This is a genomic window from Paenibacillus konkukensis, from assembly GCF_023523925.1.
Taxonomy (GTDB): Bacteria; Bacillota; Bacilli; order Paenibacillales; family NBRC-103111; genus Paenibacillus_S; species Paenibacillus_S doosanensis.
The window spans coordinates 5,790,130-5,804,833 of record NZ_CP027059.1 but is presented as its reverse complement, the minus strand read 5'-3'; the positions used below and the strand labels follow the sequence as shown (position 1 = coordinate 5,804,833).

Annotated in this window: 10 protein-coding genes; all 10 read right to left on the bottom strand. The window is 56.2% G+C overall.

The genetic code is table 11. From position 1 onward, the window contains the following. Nucleotides 1-51: 51 nt before the first annotated feature. Nucleotides 52-2,061: a dihydroorotate dehydrogenase gene (locus SK3146_RS25260; protein ID WP_249861361.1), complete on the bottom strand. Its 2,010-nt coding sequence runs from the start codon at nt 2,059-2,061 to the stop codon at nt 52-54. A 197-nt stretch (nt 2,062-2,258) separates the two neighbouring features. Then, the gene (locus SK3146_RS25255) at nt 2,259-3,035 is read right to left on the bottom strand and encodes a hypothetical protein (RefSeq protein WP_249861360.1); all 777 of its coding nucleotides are present in this window, start codon (nt 3,033-3,035) and stop codon (nt 2,259-2,261) included. Between the two features lie 313 nt (nt 3,036-3,348). Further along, nucleotides 3,349-4,338: a TRM11 family SAM-dependent methyltransferase gene (locus SK3146_RS25250; protein WP_249861359.1), complete on the bottom strand. Its 990-nt coding sequence runs from the start codon at nt 4,336-4,338 to the stop codon at nt 3,349-3,351. A gap of 296 nt (nt 4,339-4,634) precedes the next feature. Next, on the bottom strand, nt 4,635-5,645 hold the full coding sequence (gene mglC, locus SK3146_RS25245) for a galactose/methyl galactoside ABC transporter permease MglC (RefSeq protein WP_249861358.1): 1,011 nt from the start codon (nt 5,643-5,645) through the stop codon (nt 4,635-4,637). A gap of 24 nt (nt 5,646-5,669) precedes the next feature. Next, nucleotides 5,670-7,187 carry a sugar ABC transporter ATP-binding protein gene (locus SK3146_RS25240; RefSeq protein ID WP_249861357.1) on the bottom strand — a complete coding sequence of 506 codons (1,518 nt, stop codon included), beginning with the start codon at nt 7,185-7,187 and terminating at the stop codon, nt 5,670-5,672. A gap of 128 nt (nt 7,188-7,315) precedes the next feature. Beyond that, nucleotides 7,316-8,380: a galactose ABC transporter substrate-binding protein gene (locus SK3146_RS25235; protein WP_249861356.1), complete on the bottom strand. Its 1,065-nt coding sequence runs from the start codon at nt 8,378-8,380 to the stop codon at nt 7,316-7,318. Between the two features lie 219 nt (nt 8,381-8,599). Further along, nucleotides 8,600-9,595 carry a substrate-binding domain-containing protein gene (locus SK3146_RS25230; protein ID WP_249861355.1) on the bottom strand — a complete coding sequence of 332 codons (996 nt, stop codon included), beginning with the start codon at nt 9,593-9,595 and terminating at the stop codon, nt 8,600-8,602. Next, nucleotides 9,592-11,373, bottom strand: coding sequence for a sensor histidine kinase (locus tag SK3146_RS25225; RefSeq protein ID WP_249861354.1), 1,782 nt, complete (start codon nt 11,371-11,373; stop codon nt 9,592-9,594). Before SK3146_RS25225 ends, SK3146_RS25230 begins: the two co-directional genes overlap by 4 nt. 20 nt (nt 11,374-11,393) lie before the next feature. Further along, nucleotides 11,394-13,049, bottom strand: coding sequence for a response regulator (locus SK3146_RS25220; protein WP_249861353.1), 1,656 nt, complete (start codon nt 13,047-13,049; stop codon nt 11,394-11,396). Nucleotides 13,050-13,534: 485 nt separating this feature from the next. After that, nucleotides 13,535-14,650 carry an IS110 family RNA-guided transposase gene (locus tag SK3146_RS25215; RefSeq protein ID WP_249861352.1) on the bottom strand — a complete coding sequence of 372 codons (1,116 nt, stop codon included), beginning with the start codon at nt 14,648-14,650 and terminating at the stop codon, nt 13,535-13,537. Nucleotides 14,651-14,704: the final 54 nt, after the last annotated feature.

Genomic DNA, 14,704 nt, shown 5'->3' with positions numbered 1-14,704 from the left:
GCGTACCTCTCGTTCGTTCCGATTAATGGCTTGCTTTTACTACTTTCCACGTTATGTCATGGATTTCCTTTTTATGTGCGCCGATGGTCCCGGCTGACGCTGATCGACGGGACTTCCGGCCTGCCGGCTCATCATATAAGGATATAAGAAGAGCAGACCGAGCACATACAATGCAAAAGCGAAATAAGCGGGCAGCAAATGCCATGCATTCGTGTAACCGATTTGCTGATGCACGCTGAAGCCGGCCAAGAACCCCGGAAGCCCGCCGAGCAAAAACGTCCACCACAGCCAGCGGCTCCCCTGCCGGATTCCCCATAACGCCGCGGCCAGCAGAGCTAACGCATCGGCGAACAGCGCTCCTCCGAACCCGGCGCGGTCGTGCGCGATCAGCGGAAGAAGCTTATCGTTAATTGCGGCCAGCATCTCGGGCGTGGCGCATAAATATTGCAAATCCTCGGGCACGAAAACGGCGGTGACGCCTACAAAGGAGATGACGAGTCCGCCGATAGCAAGCGCCAAGCCGAGGGAGACCATCATCAGCTGTCCCCATTGAGCGCGCCGCCATATCCGGTCGTTAAGCAGATTCGGTCTTTCCCGGGGCGGGAGGTCCTCCTGCCTGCGCATCGACAAGATGAACATCGGCAGCAATATCGCTGCCGCCGACGCATGAAGCGGATCGAAGTAACCGTAGCCCAAGTATAGGAAAAAGCTGCTGAAGCCGACGATGCAGGAGGTCGTCAACGCGGTTTTGGCCCAATGCAGCCCCTTGCCCAGCCCATGATAAGCCAGCTGCCCATATATAATGCCGATAGAAATCATCGTACCGGCCAGCGTAACCCTGTCATGCGACATAAAGCCGAGCAGGTACGGATTGGCCTGAGTCAAGGCTGCGGGCTCCATCCCCAGGAAAGCCGTATCATAAGGAAGTACGACGGTCGTCGCCGCAATGATCCAGGCGAGCACGCCGCCGACGATCATGCCGAGTCCGAGCAGACACATCCAGCCCCAGCCGTGCCAGAACGAAGGCGGCGCGGGGGCTTCGGACGCGCGGAGCGTCTCGTATAGAATCGCTTCGTTAATGCGCTTGGCGAGGCCCGGCCCCGCGTAGACAAGACCGCTGTGCAGCTGCACGAAGTCCGCTCCCGCCCGTCTCAGCTCCAGCGCGTCTTCCGGCTCGTGGACGCCGCCGCCGGCGACGATCTTCATCTCCGGCCCGCCCAGCTCGCGGAGCAAGGCGACCCGCTCGGCCGCCGCATCCCGGCACGCGCGGCCGACGATAGCGCCGCCTTCCCCGCAGGCGGCGTCGCCGATCACGACGCCGGCCCACGGTCCCGGCGCAGACCGAATGCCGTGGAGCAGCTGCGCGAGCCGCTCCTGCGGATAATCGGGCGGCGCATACAGCAGCAGCGGCGGCGCTGCATCCGCCTGCCGGGCATCCTGCGGCAGCCGCTCGGCCGACGCCGCGATCGCTTGCAGGTGCGCGAGGCTCTCCTGCAGCGGCCAGCCGGGGTCCGGCGCTTCGATGTAGAACGCCGCGGCATAAGGCCGCAGCTCCGCCAGCAAGCGCCGCTCTTCCTGCAGCGCTTGCGCAGGCGAGCTGCCCGGCATGCTGCGGATGCGCAGCATGAGCGGCAGCGGGTGCCCCCGCTTGCGCTGCAGTCTGCGGAGCGTCGCATCCAGCCCCGGGTTCGCCGCAGCGTCCGGGTAAACGATCGCCTCGTTCGGGATATCCCGGCGAATCGTCCGGCTGTCCTTGAGCTCGCGGACGGTCACCGGTCCGATCTCGATGAAGCCGAGGCCGAATTGAGCCAACGCCCGATGGGCGACGCCGCGCGGGTCGAGCCCGCCCGACAAGCCGACCGGGTATGGCAAAGGCACTCCCGCCAGCTCGCTTTCCAACAAGGGAGATGGCTCCATATGCCCCATCGTGCGTATGAGCAGGCGGCCTCCCGGCAGCTTGGCCAAGGCTCCCATCGCGTGCAAAGTCAAATCCCGAGCCAGCTTCGGAGGCAGCCGAAACAGCAGCGGGCGAAACAGCGTTTGATACGACCAATCGGGCATGGAACCGAAGCCCCCTTTCATTTCAAAATCGTTTTTATACCATTTATTACTATATGTAACGCTCCTGCGCCCTTTTTGTTGCACTTTTCAGCCTTATTTCCCTGATGCCGCAGCGGAAAAAAGCCACCCCGCGCCAGACGAATCTGTGCGTGAAGCAGCCTTATTGCCAGATAGCATTCCGCAGTCCTTCGGCCGGCTTATCTCCTTTTTATCTTGTGTTTCCGCGTAAGCAGCGAATACAACAGCAGCAGTGCGTAGATCAGCAGCAATCCGGCAGAGACCCACGCCATGCAGAAGATCGCCGGATAGTCCCGGTTAGCCGTCCCGATAGCGCTCATCGCCCAAACGATCGCCAGCATATAAAACGGATCGTGAAAACGGCAGCCGATCAGAAGACTCAGCAAGCCGGCAATCAGCAGACCGATGACGGTCCAGAACGTTTCGGGCAGCCCCAAGCCGTCCCACTGATGCGCGTACAGGAAGACGGCCGCATTCGCCAGGCTGGCCGCCGTAATCCATCCGAAATAAAGACTGAACGGCATCTGCACCAGAAAGCGAATCCAGCGGTTCGAAGACCAGCCCTTATACCGGGTATTCCAATAAATCGCCGCCAAGGAAAGCAGCAGGCCGAGCATGACGAATAGCGAGGATGAGATGAACAAGCACTGCCATAAGAAAAGCCAGCTTATATTGAAAAAACAGCTCACGACAAACCACGGACCGATGGCCCGAACCTCGTCCTGCTCCCTTTGTCCGGGAATGAGCTGTAGAATGGCGTAGCCGAGCAAAAGCGCATAAATAAGTCCCCATATGGAAAAGGCGTACGGCGCAGGCGTAATTTGAACGGGAAACATCGCGGAAATTTCTCCGGTCGCAAGTCCGCCCAGAGGATGTATCTGCGCCAATGCGTTAACGGCAATGACGGCCAGACAAGCAAACATATTGAACGGGCGCAGCTTTGTACCCTTATACATGACGACCTCCTTGGGTTATCCTGTTCTTCCTTGCCCCTCCGGTCCGGCTTTCGCGCTCGCTTGCGCCTTGCCGGGTCCTGTAAATGAAGCGGCCCGAATGCCTCGAGCTTGTCTCCATGCCAGTATATGTGCAGGCATGCTCATGCATGCCATACGCCAAAGCGAAAAAGGCTCTTTCCGGGAAAATAATATTTCTCCCGAAAAGAACCTATTAGCGCAATAAGAAGCATATCAACGTCTTGCAGCGCCGGAATCCTGCTGCGATCCATGGTGAATGCTGACGGTTTTGCCCGGATCTTTTCTTAACCTTACGCTAGGTCTTGGCAGCGTGAGGCCCGCTCATGTCGTCCGCGCACAGCATAATATGCCGGACAAAAGCTCCTTTGCTCACTTCGCATCGGTCGACCGTAACAAGCCCCGCCGCGGCGATGGCATCGTCGATCGCATCCGTCGCGATGACAACGACTCTGGCAGCCAGGCGGCGGGCGCTCTCCAGCATAGCCAGCCGCTCCTCCGCGGACAGTACCGAGCACAGATTATACGGCAGATCGAGCACGGCCGCATCGTAGCGTCCTGCGATCGCGTGGATGCTGCCGACCGACACCCTCGCGTCGAATCCGAAATGAGCGAGATTTCTCCGGGCTCCGCGCACGGCAAGCGGATTGATATCGCTACCCGTCATGTCGATGCCCATCGACACCGCTTCGAGCAGCACCGTGCCGATGCCGCAGCACGGGTCGATCGCCCGGACGCCTCGCGGCTCGGGAACGGCGATGTTGGCGACGGCTCTGGCAACCCGCGTGCCGAGCGCCGTCGAATATTGCTGCGGCTTCTCGTTATGCCGCAGCCATACGGCCTCGCCCTTGACGATGTCGCCGAACAGCCAACGGCCGTCCGCGCAGGCGATGCCGAACCGGCGCTGCGGCCTGCGCATCTCGGCCTTGCCGCGAATCCGCGAGCCGACGAGCCGCTCGATCGCCCGCCGCTCTTCATAAACCGGAGCATCGCCGGTTTCCACGAACTCGGCCTTGAACGTTTCGTCCGTAAGCCGCACTTCCCCCGCCCGTTCCGCCAGCTTCTCCAGGCTGTCTTCCTCGCAGAGCACATCCAGCCTCAGCTTAATAAACGGACTGCGGCTCGGCTCGACCGCCTTGGAGCTGAACAGATAGCCTGCTCCCCCTGTCCCGGCATCGTTGCCGAACAGCGCGCGCAGCTCCATTGCGCATAAAGCTTGTTCACTTTCATGACAAACGTAACTATATACATACAGCGGCTGCGGAAGCCGCGCCGATTGCTGCTTCATCAAGCTCTCATCCGTCCTTGCGTGTTTAAAGTCCCCTTGCGGCACGGCCCTCGCTTTTCTGGATACGCCGCGCCCCAAGTTACCTCATTGTCTCACCCTAAGGACGCCTTGTCCACCCTCCCCGCGTTTGCCGCCATGTCATTTAGAAGTGCGGTCATTGAGTCGTGTCCTGCGGTCGATAGAAGTTTCCGCTCGCTGTTCCAACTCCTCCCGTTCGGGACGTTCATAAGCAGCAAAGGGACGAGACAGCGATTTTGTCCGCCGCCCCTCCCTCCGAATGATGCCGTGCCGAGCTTCTATTTTTTGGCCAAATATTTGCGGATATCGAACGCGACGGCCGCTACGATGATCAGCCCTTTAATAATCAGCTGCCAATACGGGCTGACGCCGATAAAGGTCAGGCCGTAGTTGATGACGCCGAAGATCAGCACGCCGACGAGCACGCCCGGCACCGTGCCGATGCCGCCCGCCGTCGATACGCCGCCGACGACGCAGGCCGCGATCGCGTCCAGCTCATACATATTGCCGTAGTTGTTGGTCGCGCCGCCGGTTCTGGCCGCTTCCAATACGCCGCCCAAGCCGTACAGCGATCCGGCAAATGCGTAAATGTACAGCAGGTTGCGCTTGACGTTAATGCCCGAAACCGTGGCCGCCTGGATGTTGCCGCCGATGGCGTACATATTTTTGCCGAGCCGCGTCTTGTTGAATACAACCCATACGATCAGCGCGACGATGATGGCGATAATGACGATATAAGGGATGGAATAAGAGCCGTTCGGCCCGAAGAAGCCGGTGCCGATATTGGTGAAGTCCTTGCGCAAGCCGGCGATAGGCTGGGATTCGTTCGGCTTGAGGTCGAAGTAAATCGAGTTCGCGCCGTACACGATAACCATCGTTCCCAGCGTGGCGATGAAGGGCGGCACGCTAAGCCGCGAGACGATCCAGCCGTTCAGCAATCCGACGAGCAAGCCGGCGAGAATGCCGATCACGATCGGCGCCCATAAAGGCAAATCCGGCATATCCGGGAAAAAGCGGCGCGGATAATCCGATATTTGCAGCATCGAAGCGGACAGCACCGCCGTCAGCCCGACGACGCGGCCGGCGGAGAGGTCCGTTCCTCCCGTGATCAGGATGAACGCCATACCGAGCGCAATGATGGCTCTGGTGGAATTTTGCAGCAAAATATCGCGCAAAATATCTATCGACAGAAATCGCGGGTCCGAGACGGCGATCCCGATTACAAGGACGATCAAGACCATGTAGATCGCGTTCTGCGTTAAAAAGTTGCTTACTGATTTCGTGTTCATGTGTGAATCCTCCCGTGAGAAGCCCTACACCATATATTTGGTCGCAAGGCGCATGATCTCTTCTTCTGTCGCTTTCTCCCCTTCGACGATGCCGGACAGCCGCCCTTCGCACATGACCATGATGCGGTCGGACATTCCTAACAGCTCCGGCATTTCCGACGAAATCATAATAATGCTTTTGCCCTGCCTGGCAAGGTCGGCGATAATCGAATAAATTTCGTACTTCGCCCCGACGTCGATCCCCCGCGTCGGTTCGTCCAGCAATAAAATGTCCGGCTCGGTCAGCAGCCAGCGAGCCAGCAGCACCTTCTGCTGATTGCCTCCGGATAAATTTTTGATCAGCGTTTTGACCGATGGCGTCTTGACCCGAAGCTGCTCAACGCTGCGTTCCGCTTCCGCTTTCATCTTCCTCTCGTTCAGCAGGAAGAACGGGTTCAAGTACCGGTCGAGATTGGCGATCGCCGCATTCTCTTGAATCGACAGCACCGGAAAAATGCCCGTGACCCGCCTCTCTTCCGTTAACAGCGCGATTTTATGCTGCTTCGCCGCCTGCGGCTTCTTGAATTTGACCGGCTTGCCGCGCAGCGTGATCGTTCCCGACGATACGGCCCGCAGTCCGAACAGCGCTTCGATCAGCTCGGTGCGCTGAGCGCCGACCAGACCGCCGAGCCCTAGCACTTCGCCTTGGCGCAGTTCGAAGGAAATATCCTTGAACGACTTCGCCGCCGGAGAAGTCAGCCCTTCCACCTTCAGCAAGACGCCGCCGGGTACGTTCGTCCGCTCCGGAAACCGCTGGCTGAGGTCGCGCCCCACCATGCGCGTAATGATCAGATCGGTCGTCAGCTCCGAAGCCGCCCACGTGCCGATCAGCTTGCCGTCGCGCATAATCGTCACTTCATCGGATATGCGCAATATTTCCTCCATTTTATGTGAAATGTAGATGATAGCGACGCCGCGGCTTTTGAGCTGCCCGATAATTTTGAACAGCGCCTCGACTTCGTTGCCCGTCAGAGACGAGGTCGGTTCGTCCATGATGATGACGCCCGAGTGATACGATACGGCCTTGGCGATTTCCAGCGATTGCAGCTTGGAAACCGACATGGAACCGGCCAAAGCGTGCGGATCGATATCCATCTCCAGCTCCTTGAACAGCCGCTTCGTATCGTTCAGCATTTTTCTATGATCTACCAATCGGAAAGGCCCCCAGCCTTTTGCAGGAAAACGCCCGAGCCATATATTCTCCATCACATTGCGCTGCGGAATAGGGTGAAGCTCCTGATGAATCATCGATACGCCGTGATCGAGAGCGTCCTTCGAGTTTTTCAGCTCCACCTTATCGCCGTTCAAGTAAATCTCGCCCGCATCCGGCGTATAAATGCCGAACAGGCATTTCATCAGCGTCGATTTGCCGGCCCCGTTCTCGCCCATCAGGGCATGAACCGTACCGGGCCGGACTTTCAGCGTCACATTGTCGAGCGCCTTGACGCCGGGGAATTGTTTGCAAATGCCGTTCATTTCAAGCACAAATTCATGGTCAGCCATGGTAACGCCCCTTTCGGAAAAAAAGAAAGCAAGGGTACGACGAAAGCAGTCATTGCCCTTGCCTTGTATTGCCGCAGTTTCTTCGGCGCATCATGGTCGCGCCGCGCTGCCTTTCATGAACACTGCATTTATTTGGCGTCGTTCACATTGTCTTTCGTAATTTTTTTGTAAGGAACCCATACGTATTTGCCATCCGTAATTTCATAGCCGGTATTGTCTTTGTTCGGCGTTTGGCCTTGAGCGAGCACGCTGGCCAGATTCAAGGTCGCTTTCCCCTGGTTTTTGGCGTCGTTGAGCACCGTGCCGAGCAGCGTGCCGTCTTCCAGCGCCTTCACGGCCGGAGCGGTGGCGTCGACGCCGACGACCGGCATATATTTGTTGTCTTTGAAATAGCCCTTCGCTTTCAACGCCTCAATCGCTCCGAGAGCCATGTCGTCGTTATTGGCGAATACAGCCTCGATTTTATCGCCGTGGGAAGCGAGGAATGCGGCCATTTTCTCCTGCCCTTTGACGCGGTCCCACATCGCCGTATCTTCAGCCAGCTTCTCGACCTTGATACCGGCGTCCTCCACCGCTTTAATCGAAAATTTCGTGCGCAGCTCGGCGTCCTGATGTCCCGGCTCGCCCTTCAGCATGACATACTGCAGCACGCCGTCCTTGTTTTTATCCGCTTCCGGATGGGACTTGAAGTAATCGACGACCAGCTGCCCTTCCATCGTGCCGGATTGCTCGGCTTTGGCGCCGACATAGTACACTTTATCCCATTTCTTCATATCGTCGGCGAGCGGCTCGCGGTTGAAGAACACGACCGGCGTATTCGCCGCCTTCGCTTTATCGATAATGACGCCGGCGCCGGTGCGGTCGACCGGGTTAATCGCAAGCGCATTCACTTTTTTCGTAATGAACAAGTCGACTTTGTCATTCTGGGTAGGCTGCGAGTTCTGGCTGTCGACGATATCCGTCTGGGCCTTGCCCTCGGCGGCGGCCGAGATCGCATTGCGCACGCCCGTCATGAACGTATCGTCGAATTTGTAGATCGCAACGCCGATGACCGGCTTCTTGGCGGACGCTCCGCTGTCCGTGTTGGCCGGGCCGCCGCCGGCTGCCGGCGCATTCGTTCCGCCCGTACCGGAGCAGCCCGCCGCCGCCGTCATTAATGCTGCCGCAAGCAGCGTGGATACAACCTTTTTCATATCATTGACCTCCATTTACTTATATAGTTAACTCGTTTCCGCTTTTTCATTATCGTTGAAGTTACGGCCGATTCCCATGCAAAATTCTCATCCGTTCTATAAAAATTCTCATGTATTTGGGGCCGCAAAAAAACGACGCCGTCCTTATCTTAACTCCCGCGGGGCTTAAGATAAGGACGGCGTCTAAAGTTAGCCAAACGGGCCGCGCGTATAACGCAGCTACTTCACAAACGGGAATAACAGCTTCTGATTGTCCAGCCAAAACATATTTTCCTGATCGATCACTTTCGTCCCCGTATCCATAAAGGCCGGATTCCGCTTGCCGTTCATCGCGTCGACGGCGTACTTGACGCCCAAATAGCCCATGCTGAACGGGTTCTGCACGATCGTCGCCTGGATGATCCCTTCCTGCAAATATTCGATATCCTCCGGCGTATTATCGAAGGTGACGATTTTCACCTTGCCGGCGAACCCGAGGCGCTCGGTTTCGGCGGCAACGCCCAACGAAGCGGCCGCATCCAGCGCGACGATGCCGTCCGCCTGCTCCCGCTGCAGCAGCAAGGCTGCCAGCTCGCCGCACCGCTCTGCGCTGCCGGAGCAGTACTGCGTAGCGCCGGCAAGCACGCCGGGAGCGGCCCGAAGCGCATCGCGCAGCCCCCGCTCCCTCTGCTCCGCGTTGCGCCCGCCTTTGCCGAAGCTGATGACCGCGATGCGGCTGCTCCCGCCGGTCAGCTCGATCAGCTTCTTGCCCGCCTTCTGGCCGGCATCGACATTGTCGATGCCGATGAAGCTCTTGATTCTGGACGATCCCGCCTCCGAATCGATCGCGATAACCGGAACCCGCGGCAGGCCCATCCGGTCTACCGCCGCGCCTAGAGCGTCATAATCGCTTGCCGCCAGCACGAGCGCGTCCATCCCGTCCTTGACCGACCGATTCAGCAGTTCGATCTGGCCGTTCACATCGCCTTCGTCATCCGGCCCTTCGACGCGGAGCTCCACGCTGAATTCCTTGGCCGCGGCTTCCGCTCCCATCTTGACCGTCTTCCAGTAATCGCCGCTCTTCGATTTCATAAGCAGCGTTACGTTCTTGATTTGGCCGGCTTCCGCCGGCTCAGAATCGGACGCGCAGGCAGGCAGCAGTGCGGGAAGAGCCACCAAGGCAAGCAAAATAATCCGGCGTCTTATGACCGAGCTTACCGCTCCTCTTGTAATCATCCTTGCGTCCCCCCTTCGTCCATCTGCAGCGGCAGCCATACCCGAACGACGGTGCCTTCCTCCTGCTTGCTGTCGATATGCAGCCCGTATTCCTCCCCGAAGGCCAGCCGGATACGCTGATGCACGTTGCGAACGCCGACGCCGGAGCCTTCCTCCGAGGCTGCCGAGCCGTGAAGCAGGCGCTCCAGCTTATCCGGCGGTATGCCGAGCCCGTCGTCCTGCACCGTGAACAGCAGCTTGCCTCCTTCGAGCGACGCCGTAATCCGGATCAAGCCTTCGTCCACCATATATTCGATGCCGTGGTAAATTGCATTTTCCACCAGCGGCTGCAGCAGCAGCTTGAGCGTCCGGCAATCCAGCGCCTCCTCTTCCGCTTCGATCACGTATTCGAACTTATTTTTGTAACGGATTTTTTGAATGATCAAATAATTTCGCACATGCTCCAGCTCTTCCCGCACAGTAATAATGCGCTTGCCGCGGCTTAGACTGATGCGGAAAAACTTCGACAGCGACGTAATCATCGTGATCACGTCCTCGCTCTTGCCGCTGCCCGCCATCCGGACGACGGAATTGAGCGTGTTGTACAAAAAATGCGGATTGATCTGCGACTGCAGCACGTCCAGCTCGGTCTTGCGCTTCGCTTCCTGCTCGCGGATGCTCTGATCCATCAGCTGGCGGATTTGCGACACCATATAATTGAACCTGCGGGACAGCCGTCCCACTTCGTCGTTGCCGGTAACCGGAATGTGAATGTGAAAGTCCCCCTGCTCCACCTTGCGCATCGATTTCTCCAGCCTTTTGATCGGCTGCGATATTTTGGCCGACATGAAGGCGGAAATCAGCAGCACGAATACGATGACCGCAGCGAGGAGCCAGGCGATGAAGCCTCCGATTTCTTTTTTGGCGGCCACGATTTCATCCATGTAAGAAACCCCGATAATTTTCCAGCCGATGTTATTGACCGTCTTGATCGTAATCAGCCGCTTCTCGCCGGTCGATTCGTCCAAATAGCTGCCGTACGTATACTTCAGCGCCTGTTCGACGTTTTCATATTTCAGGCCGATATAAATCAGCTGCTGCTGCGGATGGTAGATGATATTGCCCGCCGATTCGTCGATAATGTACACGTAGCCTTTTTTGCCCAGGCTGACTCTGCGGAACAGCTCGTCCATCGTCTTGAAATTGACGTCGATCAGCAGAACCGCCCGTTCCGGCTTGCCGCTTCGCATAACCGTAATCCCTTTGCTCATGGAAACGACCCATTTGTACTCGCCTTTGTACAAATTTTGAATATGCGGCAGCGAGAAGGACAGATGATCCGGTATTTCCACCGCCGACGTGAACCAGCTCTGCTCCGTCAGCTTCGTATTGCTGCGCATTTCGGCCGCGGGCAGTCCGGTAATCAGCTCGCCCGACTGGGTAAACAAGGCCATCGAGACGATATCCTCGCGCGATTCGAAGATCGTGTTCAGCTGCTCCAGCAGCGTATCGTTCGGAATCGGGCTGCCGGCTCGCACCTTGCGGTCGACCAGATCGAATACTTCCGTGACCGCCTTCAAATACACTTCGAGGTTGTAATTAATTTGCTCCACGATCTGTCCGTTGCTGAGAAACGTATTTTGCTCCGCCGTCCGCGCAAATTTGTTGTACAAAATGACGCTGACGATCAGCATGACCGCGATGGCGATCAGCGTAAAGGAGGCGGTAATAATAAACTGGATGCTCTTCGATTTCCACGTGTCGGCCAAAGCGCGATACTTTCTGCGGATCGCATTCATCGCCGCCGCCCCCCTGTTCTTTAAGCTTCGCGCGAGCTGTTCTTATATTCTTTGGGAGAAACCCCCACATATTTGCGGAACGAGTAGCTGAAATAATTGGGCTCCGAGTAGCCCACCTTCTCGGCGATTTCGAACGTCTTCAAATCGGTGGTCCGCAGCATTTCTTTGGCCGCCTCCATGCGGATATGCAGCAAGTAGCCGACGAACGTCATCCTCGTTTCTTTTTTGAAAATGCCGCTGAAATAGCCCGCGCTAATATGCAGATGGCTGCATACCTTGTTGATCGAAATATCGCTCTCGTGATAATGCGCCAGCGCGTACGCCTTCGCCTTATCGACCAGCGATTTGTAGGAGGACTGCCGCTCGCTGACAATGCTGCTCATCAGGCGGCCGCACAGCCCTGCAATCCAATCCTTCGCTTCCTGCGGGTTGGTCAGCTTATGGATTTCGGCGAACGGATTGAAGCTCGCCCCGAGCACCGGGTCCAGATCGGGATTGGCGTCTTTGGCCGCTTTCAATATGGCGGTCAGCATCTCCAGCAAATAAATCTGGTAATCCTTGAACGACACCGGCGCCGCCTCAATCCCCTGGAACAGCTCGTCCACCAGCTCCTTCATCTCCTGAAGCGTGCCTACCTTAATGCAGCGAATGAGCGCATGCTCCTTCAGTTCATCGAACTGCAGCTTCTCTACGGCGCGTTTCTCGACGTCGTCGATCATTATGATCCGGTTATTGCCGAGAATAAGCCGGTAATCAAGCGCCATCACCGCCGATTTGTACGAATAGCTGACGTTGGCGATATCCGCTGTGACCGTGCCGACGCCGATCGTCACCGACAGCTTCACATATTTCTCGATGCTCTGGCGGATCTCTTCCAGCACGGATGCCGTACGTTTGCTTACCGCCTCCTGGTCCGTTTCCGCCGCCGCGGTGAGCAGCACAAGATTGCCGTTGTGCAAAAACACGATGCCCGCCTCGTATTTATTGACTATTTCCTCGGAAATGTTTAAGATCGCAAACAATTTCAATTCCTGGTCCTTGGAATATTTGAGCGATTGCGACCCGGCCCTCCTCCCGTTCGGATCGGCCGCTTCCTCTCCGCCGGGATTGTCCATGCTGAGCACGGACACGACGAAGCTTGCTCCGTCTATCTTCACGTTATAGTTGAGCGACTTTTGCTCGATTTCGGCCCGGGGCAGCTTGCGGTTCATCAGCGAACCGAGGAACACTTCGCGAAGCACAGGCAGGCTTTGCCTGTAATGCTCCTGCAGCGTCAGAACGTTCTCCTTCCGGGCGATTTCCTCGTCGATCAGCCGCTTGATCTTGGCCAGCGCTTGCATAAGCTCTTGAGTGGAAAAAGGCTTCAACACATATTCGTCGATATGCATTTTGACCGCCTTCTGGGCATATTCGAACTCATCGTAGCCGGTTAAAATAATGATTTTGGTCATCGGGTACTTGCCGCGAATCCATTCGGACAGCTGCAGACCGTCCATGAACGGCATGCGAATGTCGGTCACGACGACGTCCGGAGCCCATTTCTCGATCAGCTCCATCGCCTCGCTGCCGTTCTCCGCCGTATCGGCGACCTCGAAGCCGCAGGAGGCCCAATCGATCTCCTGCACGACGCTTTCCCTGACTTCCTCCTCGTCTTCTACCAAAATAAGCTTGTACATGATTACTCCTCCTGTATAGGACGGTATGCGTCTCTCCCTAGCTGCCTGTTTTGCAAACGGCCGTTAGAAGAGTGGTGAAAAAGTCCGCTGCGGCGTCCATTTGATCCTCCAATCGCTGATATGAACGAGACTGTCAATAGGCAGTTTGTAACTCCCCTTGGTTTTCCCTTGCCCCTTTTTATACAAGAGGGGTGAACAAGCTGAACTAGAAGGCAAAAGCTATCAACGGTGAGCAGTCTGATATTCGCGGGTTCGGATATACCGCATGTTTTCTCTCCGTTATAGAGAGTGGCACCACGAACTGTTGTCGTGCATCTTTCCCTTTTAGGGTTGGCACATAGCGATTACGTGGATTCTCTCTTACGGCTTTTCCCTTTGCCTTCTAACTCAGCTTTTCATCTCACTTGCATTGGAGGGGGCATGGGACTACCTTGAATCAACAAAATTGAACTTTGATATAACAAGCGTCCTGTAAAACAGGCGATTCATCCATGTATTCTTTTTTCTTCAAGTTCTCTGGCAATCGACCAAATAAATCCACTTAATTCTCGCGCCACAGCCACAACTGCTTTGCCACTTGGCTTCCCCTTTGACAGCATTTTCGTATATTTTCGATGTAACCGATGCTGTGCCTTCCAGGATATGGCCTGTATTTCAGGTGTTTTTCCTTGTTGACGTTTCTTTAACTCTCCTTTCAACGCAGGTGTATAGCGATAACTCCAAGCGGATTCGACCAGCAAACGGCGAAGGTGGGTATTCCCTGATTTCGTAATACTTCCCTGCCATCGGCTTTGACCACTTGAGTATTCCCGCGGCACCAAACCTGTGTACCCCATAAAAGCCTTCGCATTTCCAAACCGGGTAAATGAACATACTTCGGCTACGATACCTGTTGCGGTCGTTTCAGCTACGCCACGTAAGGTTTGAAGGGCTTGTATTAATGGAGCGTGGTGCCCTTTCGTCGCTTCCTCGTGAATGGCTGCTTCTATACGTTTCAGACGTTCTTCATTTTCATCCATCTGATGCAGCATTTCCTGCAGAACCAAACGCTGAGTAGCAGACTCCAATGGAATACGTCCTAACCACAACCGATACTTTGCCGTCCAGCGGCGAAGCCGCTCTTTAGGTGCAATCTGATGACGAAGAAGAAACTTCCCGATCCGCTGCCGGATTCGAGCCCGATCTTCCTTGACATCTTCACGCATCCGTACCAGATCACGAAGTGCTTCTTCCTCTTGGCTAGGTACATGCACACGGGTTAATTCACCTGCTCGAAGTAATTGTGCCAGACGCATCGAATCCCTGCGATCCGTTTTTACCCGTTCTCCTGGACGACTCGGCATGAGTGAAGGGGCGATAACTATACAGTCATATCCGTGTGCGGTTAGCAAACGAACTAAAGGATATCCTGTTGGTCCTGCCTCGTAACAAATGCTTAACTCATTGGGTTCGCCTAACTTTCTCAATGTTTTCAAGATGTGATACTCCGTATGAGGAATCGTACCCAAATACCGAGCGCCTTCTCTACCTGGATCTGCTACAGATACAGCAATTTTTTCCTTCGATACGTCTAAGCCTACGTATTTTATGGTATCCTTCATAGTACAGACTCTCCTTTGCAATTTAGCTCTGATTTTGGTTTTGGTTTAGCTTCT

Excerpts from the sequence above, each read along its gene's own strand:
- SK3146_RS25260 (WP_249861361.1), bottom strand. The coding sequence starts at position 2,061 with ATGCCCGATTGGTCGTATCAAACGCTGTTTCGCCCGCTGCTGTTTCGG.
- SK3146_RS25255 (WP_249861360.1), bottom strand. The coding sequence starts at position 3,035 with ATGTATAAGGGTACAAAGCTGCGCCCGTTCAATATGTTTGCTTGTCTG.
- SK3146_RS25250 (WP_249861359.1), bottom strand. The coding sequence starts at position 4,338 with ATGAAGCAGCAATCGGCGCGGCTTCCGCAGCCGCTGTATGTATATAGT.
- mglC (WP_249861358.1), bottom strand. The coding sequence starts at position 5,645 with ATGAACACGAAATCAGTAAGCAACTTTTTAACGCAGAACGCGATCTAC.
- SK3146_RS25240 (WP_249861357.1), bottom strand. The coding sequence starts at position 7,187 with ATGGCTGACCATGAATTTGTGCTTGAAATGAACGGCATTTGCAAACAA.
- SK3146_RS25235 (WP_249861356.1), bottom strand. The coding sequence starts at position 8,380 with ATGAAAAAGGTTGTATCCACGCTGCTTGCGGCAGCATTAATGACGGCG.
- SK3146_RS25230 (WP_249861355.1), bottom strand. The coding sequence starts at position 9,595 with ATGATTACAAGAGGAGCGGTAAGCTCGGTCATAAGACGCCGGATTATT.
- SK3146_RS25225 (WP_249861354.1), bottom strand. The coding sequence starts at position 11,373 with ATGAATGCGATCCGCAGAAAGTATCGCGCTTTGGCCGACACGTGGAAA.
- SK3146_RS25220 (WP_249861353.1), bottom strand. The coding sequence starts at position 13,049 with ATGTACAAGCTTATTTTGGTAGAAGACGAGGAGGAAGTCAGGGAAAGC.
- SK3146_RS25215 (WP_249861352.1), bottom strand. The coding sequence starts at position 14,650 with ATGAAGGATACCATAAAATACGTAGGCTTAGACGTATCGAAGGAAAAA.